Here is an 11,341-nt window from a genome sequence, read left to right as displayed (position 1 = left end):
ACCCCTTTCAGTTGCAGGTCAGAAGGGGGATTCTACTGTCTATAACACTTGATCAGGAGAACTAGTCATTAATATTAAAAGTTAACGTAGAAATCAAAACAACCTCATCACATACATTTTTGTCTTCATAACCATACTTATGTTCAACTTCCGCATACCAATACCCTGCTTTCAAAGGAATAATGTCGATATATCCCTCTAGGTCGGTCCTTCCAGAAAAGGCCTTATATCCTCTATCTGAAAAACCACCAAAGGTAGCTGAAACTTTGGCTGTTCGAAGGGGTTTGCCATCAAACAAAATCTGAACGGGGAATTTTTCTCCCGTTTTCACTTTTGCAGGGTTTACCAAAGGCACTATTTCGAGTTCTTGCCCAATAGGTTTCGTTACAAATTCGTCACTTGTGCTCCCTGAAACATTCAAAACAGCCTTGGCAAACATTGTTACTTTTTCACAATATGTAGCGTCAGGACGCTGTGCGCGGCTCTTTTGAGCCCAACCATCAGAACCTTTTGACCAAAATGTAGGAAGATAGGTTCCCGTAACAATGTAACTTCCTTTTTTCAACGCCTCTTTTTCTTGATAAGCATAGTTTTCTCCTACCTGCTTCAGTTTCAAAACCCCGTCAGGTTTAATTAATTGAAGCGAGTCAAAAAGATGCACACGACCTTCCGCAATAGGTTCAGGGTTTGGGAAATCATGTCCATATCCAATTTCCGCCTTTACAAGGTCTTTTTCAGGGGCAGACGCATTTACCCAGAAATCATGGGCATAAACACTGGAACTTCCCAGTAAAAAAGAAAAAACAACAGATGCAACTGCAAAACTAAGCAGTCTTTTTTTAGCGAAACGAAACATAATTCTGTTCCTCCTCTAGTTTTTCTCGTTTTGTGGCCACAGAAACATTTAATGTTTGACGAGTCTAACTTATTTTTTAATAAACGTCAAGATTAAATAATGTGGTTTCGCGATAGGCTCAACCCACTCGTAGCATTTCTTATTACTTTTATTGGAATAGATATTCTCTGGAGGGAAGCCGGCGCGCTATTACCCAGGATAAAACTGGTAGCAAGAAACAAAACAATAGGAAAAGATCTGGAGTATGTCAAAAGCTCGTTTATGACCCAGGCCTTGGCTGCAGGAGTTGACGCAGATGTGGCTAAGGGCAACGCTTCTCTTTTCGAGGCACAAGCGAAGGCTATCCTTGGCCGGTATGGGACCAATCCCAGAGAGTGGTACGACAGGATAGGGCCTTCAGATCGCTGAGGGGTCGCTTGGCGTTGATGCCGACGGCGTTTCGTACAACCAGGACGGGGCCATAAATCTCAACGATAATTTTTATAAGTGGTTCGGCGACTCGAAGGTGGTTGATGAAGAGGGCAAGCCACTCATTGTATATCATACGGGGACGATGGATGATTCTTACGACATTGCTAAATCCAGAAGCTACAATGGTTCTCCTGATTGCGAAATCCCTGGAATATATTTAACAGCCGACAAACAGGAAAGTCAAGACTATGGTTCTTCGGGCCAGACAAAAGATCTTTATGTTTCGATTAAAAACCCATATAACGGAGATACAACAGCCTTACATGACAGGTTAGGTACATGGCGTAAGGTTATGGATTATTTAATTGAACAAGGGTATGACGGAGTTATTGATGATGAATCCGGTGAGATTATTGCTTTTTCTCCTAACCAGATTAAATCTATCAACAATCGTGACACGTGGAATCCTAATAATACCAATATCTACATGCAAAATCAGGCTGAGGCCCAACTACAACAGGACACAAAGGTATGGGGAGAGACTGTGGACCGCGCGTTGGCGGGCGAGATTAACCCTCGTGACCAGGTTCCGGTGATGACAACGCCACTGGTTTTTTACTTAGTGGGGGCAAGAGTCTTTCCGGTTAAGATGGATGCTGGCAAAATAAAGAAGATCCGCAAAGAGCACAACGTCACTCCTGAGTTATTGAAACAAATCCCCATGGCTCTTGCCGAACCTATTGCTATTTTTGAGTCTCAGGCAAGTGGTAAGTATCGAGGGCTTGTCGCAATGCTTGAACTGCAGGACGAGAACGGCGCTACTGTCGTGGCTGCGATGCATCTAGATCGCAAGGGAAGAGTGAGTAAGATCGACATCAACAAGCTAGCGAGCATTTATGGAAAGGAGAAGAAGAGGGTTCCCTCAGGCGATTGGTTTGCGAGGCAGATCAAGACGGGGAACCTGCTTTATCTAGATAAAGAAAAGAGCTCTGCTTGGGAATACAGGACTGGCATCTTGTTGCCGCCAGCGATGACCCACAACCAGGACTCTTCTAATAAAATTATAAAGACAGAGGCCGACCTTGTCAAACTAAAACAACAATTCCCATGTAGATGGGCCAACGTTTCGTTCCATCTTTTACTCTTACTGGTTTGTGTATTTGACTTCCCTAAAAACTATTATTAAGCTAAACTTGTTTTATGAAATTTTTAATATATAAGGACATGGTATGAAATGTCTCCATAATTCTTAAAATAGAACGTAATTTTCTTTAAAAAAGAAATTTATCCCACTAAAAACATCAAGCAAAATTTTCTATTTCTTATGATGAGAATTGAGATGTCGAAAGTAAAAGACGCATTCTCAGCGCAACATTTTTTATTTTTCTATAAGGTATGTTTTTCCGCTTGACTTATATTTAAATATGGATTATAATTTTTTTAATTTCTAAGAGAGATGGAAATAATATAAGTCAAGCGGAAAAGATAAGTGCTTTTTTTACTTCCTACAAGGGATAGTTTATTTTCTCTTTTTGCAGAGTTCAAAAAATAGTAATCCTTCGTTAAACGAAATCTACTTCTAATCAGGCGAAAGTTGATCAAAAAACACACATGAAGTTCTGAGTTTGTTGTCATTAGATAGTCCTAAATACTCAGATTACAACAAAAAGCACGCTTTAATATTAATGTGTCGGTGAAAACAAAAAGCTTGGAGGTTTTGCTAATGAAAATATGCCTTCTTTTTGACATTGCCGAAGGAAACGTCTTACGACTTAAACAACAACATCAGTATCAAATTCAAGCTATGGTATACAACCTTCTCGATAAAGAGTATGCTCATTTTTTACACAATGAAGGGTTTATTTATGAAGGGAAACGTCATTTTAAATTATTTTGTTTCTCAAAGCTTTTTGGGAACGGCCCTATAAAACGAGAAAAAGACTTTTTATATATTCCTTCCCCCGTGAAACTTTCAATAACCTCTCCTGTTAACGCCATTCTTGAACAACTTGCTAATAATGCTCTTTCCCTGGGAGAAATAAGACTAGGAAATAATTTCCTTCAATGTAAAGAAGTAACTGTTGAAAACCCTCAAGCAAAATCAGAAGAGATACTAGTACAAACCCTCTCTCCAATAGTCTGCTACTCTACCCTTAAAAAATATGACGGAAGCGATTTTACTCACTATCACTCTCCTTACGACCAAGAATTCGGAGAACAAATACATGCAAATCTCATAAAAAAATTCACTCTAATAACATCAGAAAAAAGTGAACTAAATCAAACAATAAAAATAGAAAATTTGGGACGGATATGGGAATCGATAAGATTTTTTAGCCCTGAAGACAACAGACCAATCAAGGGGTGGAACGGCAACTTTCGACTTACAGGTTCTCAAGAACTCTTACAAACAGCTTTAGACGCTGGTCTCGGTGCAAAAAATAGCTCTGGATTCGGATGTGTTGAACTCATAAGATAAGGAGGTGAGATTGTGGATAAACAATCCACAGAAATATTAGAGATCGTGTTTCACAAAATCGGGCACTTTTGGCAAGACTCAGGGCTTATTGGTTTTAAAAACATTCTTTCAAAAATAAACGAAGAAAACGACCATAAAATATCAATAAAACTTGACGAAGATCATTTTGTAGTTTCAGGAACTCAAAAAGACATTCAAGAGTCCCTTAATAAATCTTACGATGCGCTTATTAACGAATATTACAATATTTCAACGGAACTACAGAAACAAGACAAAGAAAAGTACAATTTCTATTACGATAACCGAAAAGATGATTTTTATATGTTCCCCAAAAGAAAAGCTCGAGGTATTGCGTGGCTTATCTTTGATCAACCTCCTAAAGCATCTGCTCAACAAGTTAAGTGGAAAAATAAAACAAAACACATACTTCCCGAAGAATATTCGCATCTTCAAAAAAGATTAGATTCTTTTATTGAACAAAACAACCTTACAAATATAACGAGTTCTGCCATGCTTATTGATGGCCCCAACGAAGTCAAACCTACACTAGATCTTGATATTTCTAAACCCCAAAATAAAAAACGATATGAATGTTGCATATGCGGGGCCCCCGCAGCAAACTGCTATGAAGTGGGTTCTACTATTCTTCCATTGCTCACAGGAGCTTCAGGAGGCCTTTCATTTAACTCAAATGGAGGAAGTCCTGAAAAAGCATGTTGGAAATGCGCGCTACTTGGAAAGTTTGTTCCTGTTAATGGCTTTTACTACCGATCTAAAAATAGTCTTTTCACGTTTTTCCCTTATAGTAGTTCTCTCAAAAAAATGGATGAAATATACCCTGCGATGAATGCCACAAAATCCACAGATCCTAACTACAACCAAAATTTTGACACGAGCTTAGGAACTTATTTCCAAAAAAGTTTTGAAGTCGCTTTCGCTTTCTTTTACACATTGTATTCAAAGCTTGTAAAAGAAGGAAACAACAACACTTCAATCCGCGAGGACCTGGACAACCTTTATGGCATAGATATATTAGATACAAACGTAAACTTTTATATTCTTACGGCCACCCACACAGGAAGCACTTTTGCAATTAAATCTCTTTGGCTTTTCCAAGACACTCTCTACATTTTCAAGCTTTTCAACGCTTTAGAACAACAGGTCTCTATCGATATGAAAGAATTCATGCGGTTACTCATTGATTACGACGCTCAAAATGATGGGATGACACTCTATCGCAATCGCATATGCGAGCGAATATTAAAAAAGAAGTCTGTCTTAGATTTGTTAGAACAGTATGTTTATCACAGTAATCGGAATAAGAAAACAGGCTACATTAAGCCACTTTTTGATTTTCTAATGTTTTATGAAGCAAATATTGGGGGGAAAGAAAAAATGACTTCTGAAGAGCAAAGTGCTGCTGTAACGCTTGGGAAACGAATTGGCTACGCTATAGGGAAAGAAGAAGACGGAAGAAAATCCGATCTTTACACCCTAAGAAGAACAAAAAGTCGAGTAGCTTTCTTAGAACAATTAAACAGACTCCAATTTAGAATGGGTGGAACTTTAACGATACCACCAGAAATTTATGAAGGTAGTCTATCGAATAAGAATTTCAAAGAGTTCAAACAGTTTTGTATGATTGCTGCATTAAACAGCTTCTTTGCCGCTAAAAGTAATATAAAGAAAGGTACAGAATAGTCTATTATTTACTGGGGGGATAATTTTATGATAAAAAATGCTAAGGCTCTTACAGTAACATATCTGGTTAAAACAACTCTTGGAAGTCTTAATGGCAGTGATAAAGAAGCAGATAACCTTTCTAGCATAAAAAAGTTTACATACGAAAATGAAGACTTTCCTTATGGTTCCTCTCAATGGGTAAGAAGAGCATTACGTGACCAACTTTCTAATTTAGGATGGGAATTATCGGAGGGGAAAGCTTCTACTATCAACAAAGGTGCTGCTACTACTATGCAAGATCCTGTTAAGTATATAGATGACGATTTATTTGGATTTATGGGAACTGTTAAAGGCCAGGCTGCAACCAAAAGGACTTCTCCCTTGAGAGTTTCGCCGTTAGTTAGTCTTACCCCTTATACTGGAGATTTAGATTTTGGGACAAATTACATGTCAGTAAATGCCGGTGGCAATCCGAATATATTTGAAACAGAAATATGTGCTGGATTCTACAGGGGAACAATTTTAATAGAATTAGATAGAGTGGGAACTGGCGACGGTTTTAACGAAGATCTCACTCCAACACAAAAAGCAAAAAGGGTTAACGCTATTTTAGACTCACTTCAAAATCTTTGGTCATCAGGAAGACAGTCGCGATTTCTAACAGATATTTCTCCTAAATTTATAGCCAGCGCTATTTTATCTACTAAAAATCCCATTTTTCTAGAGACGCTCATGCTAGAAGAAAAAACCATACAACTTTCTCCTTTAATAGCAACTCTAGAAGATTTTAAAAAAATTATTCTAGATAACACTTTTGGCGTTCGCGAAGGTTTTTTCGACAAAACACCTGAAGACACGTTACCCATGGGGAAAGCTTTTGACAAAATGAGGGAATGGGTAAGATCCGTCTATACAGAAGAATAAACTAAAAGGAGGTGGGATATTTGCAAATTCAACTCTACTGTTTACCTTTAAAACTCTATTCCCAAAGTGCATCTTTTCGCCTTCCCGAAGAACATACATTCCAATCGACACTTCCTCTACCTTCTGTAACAGCAATAACAGGACTTATTGGAGCCGCCCTTGGCATAAAGTTTGAAGAAGCGATGGAATTTAAGAAAGAAAACAAACTTCATTTTGGAATATATGGAACGCACAAAAGCCGTGTTTATGATTTATGGAAACATTACAAAATAAAATCTAAGGAGACCATTTCTTCTGTTTTAATAAGAGAGGTCCTTTTTAGTGTATCAATAGAATTGCTCATAGCAAGTGATAATATTGATATACTTCAGAACGTTCATGATGCTTTCATCAATCCTTGCTATGCCCTTTCTTTGGGAACAAGTGACGATATCGCTAAATTAACACATATAACTGAACCTCTACCAATACAAATTTCTTTAATATCAAACATTGAAAACACCTGTCTAAGAGGGGATATTTCTGGGAAATATACATCTTCAATAAATTTAAGCGACATTCCCATTAACCAATCTATCTTCCCGCCTCGTGTCTACCTATTGCCTACAGAATATTCCTTTAAAGACGGCTCTCGAAAACTATCTGCTAAAGAGCCTTTTACGTTTATCTCGCAACCTATAACGCTTGATACTCCAATTGAAGGGATAGAGTACAACAAAAGGAGGTTCCCATTAATTTGAAATACGCGAAACCAGATCAAAGCTATGAAGATCATTTAGTTGCCGTATTTCAAGCATGGCGACAAGCGATAGAAATGAAAAGGCACCTCATAGATAAGATGCACACCTTATATGGAATTTCAACCGATGAAATTTTGAAAGCTTCTCTATTATCTATAGCATTACACGACATAGGGAAGATGAATGAACCTTTCCAAAAAATCATGGCCTCTTTAAATGGAGGTGCTCCTTTTGATCGGAAGAAAAATTTTCGACATGAGTTATCGTCGTTCCCTTTTGTAGCAATGATGGGAGCAGAATTACGAAAAGCTGCTCCCGAAACACTTTTTCCCCAAACACCGATAGAAGCCATAGCTGTTTTAGGGCACCATCTTGCCGTTGACGGTGACCTTTCTTCTTTTGAAAGGGAACGAATTCAAAAAGATGCATGTTTTATTGAAGAAGGGATAGAAGAAGCGTTAAACATTGCAGAGAGTTTCTTTAAGAGAATGAATTGGAATCAAAAATTTGTACTTCCTCAAAATAAAAGTACTCCTTACGACTTAGCTTTATCTACATGTAAAAAAGCATTACCTTGTTTAACAAAAAGAGACGGAATACAAAAATGCCGCGATTTTTATGTTCTAATTAAAGGGTTGCTTTATTATGCAGATTGGCATGGCTCTGGAAATATTAAAATAAATTATAGCGTTGAGAAAAAGCCACGCACTCTTGTTAAAGATCTTCAAAATCGTTGCCAAAAGAAGAACATCCAATTTAAAGGATTACGCCCCTTTCAAGAAGAGATGGGAAATCACCTTGGGAATCTTATTGCTATAGCTCCTACTGGTAGTGGAAAAACTGAAGGAGCCCTACTTTGGGCGTTAAAAAATCTTTCGGATATGAATAACGCTAAAATAATTTATCTTTTACCAACGATGAATACAGCAACTCAAACATGGCAAAGATTTGTTGATATCTTTGGTGAAGAGAATGTGGGATTATGCCATTCAACCGCTGAACTTGTCACAAAATCAGAAACAGACAAAAATATCAACTATGAAAGCTGGGAATATCGGCAAAAGATCCTCTTTGATAAATCTTTTCTTCGCCCTATAACAGTAGCAACTGTAGACCAACTATTGTCTTCAGGATTTAATACTGGAAGATGGGCCTTAAAAGAAATTAACGCTGCAAACGCTGTGATAATATTCGATGAAATACATTCGTATGATGGATGGACATTGGGGTTAATTATTTCTTCCTTAAAGCATTTTTCACGATTAGGAAGCCGCTATCTTCTTATGAGCGCAACTCTTCCCAATAACCTCAGAAACCTTTTTTCAGAAGAACTTGGAGAAACACAAATCGTCGAAGATCGATCGTTCCAAAATAGCATAAGAAGCAACTATACCATGCACAGCTACCCTATAAACTCAAAAGACGGTATTCAAGATATTCAACAAGCGGTTCAAGAGAAACGTAAAGTTCTTGTTGTTGTAAATTCAATTAACTTATGTCAAGAACTCTGCGCGACACTTAAATCTCTTAACCCTATTTGCTATCACTCTAGATTTATTTTTAAAGATCGCAAAGATATAGAAAATCATATAGAACAAAGCTGTTTTGTTATTTCAACACAAGTAATAGAAGTTTCTCTCGATATTGATTTTGATTGGCTCTTCACTGAAGTTGCTCCACCTGACGCCCTCGTTCAAAGAGCAGGAAGGATAAATAGGTATAGAGATAAACAAAGGGATAGCCAAGTACATCTTTACAAGTATTCTGATGTTTCTAAACGAATTTATAACCCTATTTTTGATCCTCGTTTACTTGAACGTTCTGAATCTATATTTAAAAGTTGCCAAGGCAATTTATCTGAAAAAAAACTTTCTAACATCGTTAATGACGTTTACTCTGACCTAGATATAAGAGAAACAACAGAATACATTGAGGCACGATCAATGTATAAGAATACACAAAATCGACTTTTAGGTATCCTCGATAATATTATAACTGATGAAAAAGCACAGACTCGCCTTTCCAAATATCACACTGTAACCGTCATTCCTTCAATGTTTTACGGAGATGTCATTACCTTACCTCCTAGAGAACGTGCCATGTATGAGTTAAAAGTCCCCTTATGGTACTTTTTAAAAAACGGGAAAATATATAGCGGACTTCCATTTTGCGACATGGAATATGATTCTTACCTCGGAGGAAAACTAAAAATTGATAACCGAATAGAAAATCAATTTGTCTGAAATATGATGAGGGGTATATGACATGCTAATATCTGAAAATATTCACATTGGAGGAACATTAATACAATCGTATAAGATCTGTTCACGCCAAGTTTGGTTTGAAGTTCACAAAATTGATCAAGATCAAGAAAACGATTTTATTATGATGGGGCGACTTATTGACCGAAATTCTTATCAAAGAGATAAAAAAAGTATTGATTTCGAGGGCAGTAAATTTGATATTTTACGCAAAGAAAAAGGAACATTAGTAGTAGGAGAAATTAAAAAAAGTAGTCATTCCATCGATGCCGCACGATTACAACTAGCACACTACCTTTATGAACTCCAAAAAAATGGAATCGAAGCTAGAGGGGAATTATTATTCCCAAAAGAGAAAAAACGCGAAGAGGTGCTACTCTCAGAAGAACTAAAAACGCATCTTGACCAAGTTTATCAAGAGATTATTGCAATATCGTCCCTTGAAGCCCCTCCTCATGCGAAAAAATGTAAGTACTGTAGAAACTGCGCTTACAATGAATTGTGTTGGAGCTGATAAAAATGGGAAAAACACTCTATGTACTTTCGTCAGGAGAACTTAAACGAAAAGAAAATACCATTATTATAGAAGGTTCAGAGGTTAGAAAATTTATTCCTGTAGAAACAACAGACGAAATGCTTATTTTCGGAGAAGTAGATTTAAACAAGCGTTTTTTAGAATTTTGTACTGCCAATAAAGTAATGCTGCACTTCTTTAATCACTATGGGTATTATCAAGGAACATTTTACCCCCGTGAACACATGAATTCAGGAGCTGTAATCCTTGCCCAAGCCAAACATTGTCTTGATAACTGTAGAAGGCTTCTTATAGCTAAAAAGTTTGTAACAGGTTCTATAGAAAACATGAAGAAAGCATTACAATATTATTCTCGACGTGGAAATATTGAGCTCGACTCCATAATTGAAAAACTTACTGTTTTTAGTAATTATGCAAAAGAACAAATTGGGATATCAGAACTTATGGGGATAGAAGGCAATGCACGAGATTGTTATTACACAGCGTTTGATCTAATAACGGGTGGAGGTTCCTTCTCTATGAAAAAAAGAAGTAGAAGACCCCCTCAAAATCGTATAAATGCTCTTATAAGTTTCTTAAATTCTATGTGCTATGTCACGACTTTAGCACAAATTTACAAAACACATATTGACCCCCGCATAGGTTTTCTTCACGAAACTAACTTCCGCCGTTTCAGCTTAAACTTAGATATAGCAGAAATATTTAAACCAATAATTGTAGACAGACTCATTTTTTCTCTTTTAAACAAGAAAGAAATTCAAGCGAAGCACTTCGGAGCTCAGTCTGGGGGAGGAATATACCTCTCAGAAAAAGGGCGGCCTATAGTTTTAAAAGCATGGGAAGAACGTTTAAATTCTACTATTGAACATCCTCGTCTTAAAAGAAATGTAAGTTATCGAAGCCTTATTAGAATGGAAGCATACAAAATTGAAAAGCATATACTCCACGATGAGGAGTATCAACCTTTTGCCATGAGGTGGTAAGCCATTTTTGTCTTAATGATTTATGATGTAGGTGTAAAACGAGTCAATAAAGTTTTAAAAATAGGTCGAAAATATCTAAGCTGGGTACAAAACTCTGTCTTAGAGGGAGAGCTTACTCCGGCAACTTTTACTGCTCTTAAAATTGAAGTAAACAAAATCATTAAAGACGATTACGATAGCGTAATCTTTTATGTATGGAGAACAGAACGATATACTTCAAGAGAAATTATGGGCAAAGAAAAAGGTGGCGCGAGTATCTTTGTATGATTGTGTCGACCCCCAATAGCGCTAAAATCACGGGAGATCGACACAATCTTTTTTCTAGCAACAAATCCAGTACTCATCAATATAAAGACTATATACACGCACCTTGAAAACATAATATTGACTTCTTCGACAAAATACGCAAATATAGTAGAATGAAGGGGTTGAACGGATTTCGATACTTCCTATAAGGGATGGAAACGCA

General features: G+C 37.1%; 11 protein-coding genes. 10 read left to right on the top strand and 1 reads right to left on the bottom strand.

What is annotated here, in order from left to right; translation table 11 throughout:
* Window positions 1-61: 61 nt before the first annotated feature.
* Window positions 62-856 carry a DUF4198 domain-containing protein gene (locus tag K360_RS0108900; RefSeq protein WP_051461160.1) on the bottom strand — a complete coding sequence of 265 codons (795 nt, stop codon included), beginning with the start codon at window positions 854-856 and terminating at the stop codon, window positions 62-64.
* A gap of 99 nt (window positions 857-955) precedes the next feature.
* Here K360_RS0108900 and K360_RS0108895 point away from each other — a divergent pair, with 99 nt between their 5' ends.
* The 10 genes from K360_RS0108895 to cas2 all read left to right on the top strand — a co-directional run bounded on the left by K360_RS0108895 (window position 956) and on the right by cas2 (window position 11,139).
* Window positions 956-1,264: a hypothetical protein gene (locus tag K360_RS0108895; RefSeq protein WP_024822812.1), complete on the top strand. Its 309-nt coding sequence runs from the start codon at window positions 956-958 to the stop codon at window positions 1,262-1,264.
* A 97-nt stretch (window positions 1,265-1,361) separates the two neighbouring features.
* Window positions 1,362-2,453, top strand: a complete 1,092-nt coding sequence (locus K360_RS0108890; protein WP_156923396.1) for a MuF-C-terminal domain-containing protein — start codon at window positions 1,362-1,364, stop codon at window positions 2,451-2,453.
* 507 nt (window positions 2,454-2,960) lie between these two features.
* Window positions 2,961-3,746 (top strand): CRISPR-associated endoribonuclease Cas6, encoded by a 786-nt coding sequence (gene cas6, locus K360_RS0108885; protein WP_156923395.1) that lies wholly within the window; start codon window positions 2,961-2,963, stop codon window positions 3,744-3,746.
* 12 nt (window positions 3,747-3,758) lie between these two features.
* A complete protein-coding gene (locus K360_RS0108880; protein WP_024822809.1) occupies window positions 3,759-5,447 on the top strand; it encodes a hypothetical protein in 1,689 nt (562 codons plus the stop codon).
* Window positions 5,448-5,474: 27 nt separating this feature from the next.
* A complete protein-coding gene (cas7i, locus tag K360_RS0108875) occupies window positions 5,475-6,353 on the top strand; it encodes a type I-B CRISPR-associated protein Cas7/Cst2/DevR (RefSeq protein ID WP_211235540.1) in 879 nt (292 codons plus the stop codon).
* A gap of 20 nt (window positions 6,354-6,373) precedes the next feature.
* Window positions 6,374-7,093 carry a CRISPR-associated protein Cas5 gene (gene cas5, locus K360_RS0108870; protein WP_024822807.1) on the top strand — a complete coding sequence of 240 codons (720 nt, stop codon included), beginning with the start codon at window positions 6,374-6,376 and terminating at the stop codon, window positions 7,091-7,093.
* Entirely contained in the window at window positions 7,090-9,336 is a 2,247-nt protein-coding gene (locus K360_RS0108865) for a CRISPR-associated helicase/endonuclease Cas3 (protein WP_024822806.1), read from the top strand. The genes cas5 and K360_RS0108865 overlap by 4 nt, the downstream gene beginning before the upstream one ends.
* 22 nt (window positions 9,337-9,358) lie before the next feature.
* Window positions 9,359-9,868: a CRISPR-associated protein Cas4 gene (cas4, locus tag K360_RS0108860; RefSeq protein ID WP_024822805.1), complete on the top strand. Its 510-nt coding sequence runs from the start codon at window positions 9,359-9,361 to the stop codon at window positions 9,866-9,868.
* A 5-nt stretch (window positions 9,869-9,873) separates the two neighbouring features.
* Entirely contained in the window at window positions 9,874-10,872 is a 999-nt protein-coding gene (gene cas1b, locus K360_RS0108855) for a type I-B CRISPR-associated endonuclease Cas1b (RefSeq protein ID WP_024822804.1), read from the top strand.
* A gap of 15 nt (window positions 10,873-10,887) precedes the next feature.
* On the top strand, window positions 10,888-11,139 hold the full coding sequence (gene cas2, locus K360_RS0108850; protein ID WP_211235539.1) for a CRISPR-associated endonuclease Cas2: 252 nt from the start codon (window positions 10,888-10,890) through the stop codon (window positions 11,137-11,139).
* Window positions 11,140-11,341 lie beyond the last annotated feature (202 nt).

The sequence above is a fragment of the Aminobacterium mobile DSM 12262 genome, from assembly GCF_000526395.1.
Taxonomy (GTDB): domain Bacteria; phylum Synergistota; class Synergistia; order Synergistales; family Aminobacteriaceae; genus Aminobacterium; species Aminobacterium mobile.
Note: the sequence above shows the minus strand (reverse complement) of the source record. Positions and strands in the feature narration are given on the sequence as shown.

Excerpts from the sequence above, each read along its gene's own strand:
- K360_RS0108900 (WP_051461160.1), bottom strand. The coding sequence starts at position 856 with ATGTTTCGTTTCGCTAAAAAAAGACTGCTTAGTTTTGCAGTTGCATCT.
- cas1b (WP_024822804.1), top strand. The coding sequence starts at position 9,874 with ATGGGAAAAACACTCTATGTACTTTCGTCAGGAGAACTTAAACGAAAA.
- cas7i (WP_211235540.1), top strand. The coding sequence starts at position 5,475 with ATGATAAAAAATGCTAAGGCTCTTACAGTAACATATCTGGTTAAAACA.
- K360_RS0108895 (WP_024822812.1), top strand. The coding sequence starts at position 956 with ATGTGGTTTCGCGATAGGCTCAACCCACTCGTAGCATTTCTTATTACT.
- cas4 (WP_024822805.1), top strand. The coding sequence starts at position 9,359 with ATGCTAATATCTGAAAATATTCACATTGGAGGAACATTAATACAATCG.
- cas2 (WP_211235539.1), top strand. The coding sequence starts at position 10,888 with ATGATTTATGATGTAGGTGTAAAACGAGTCAATAAAGTTTTAAAAATA.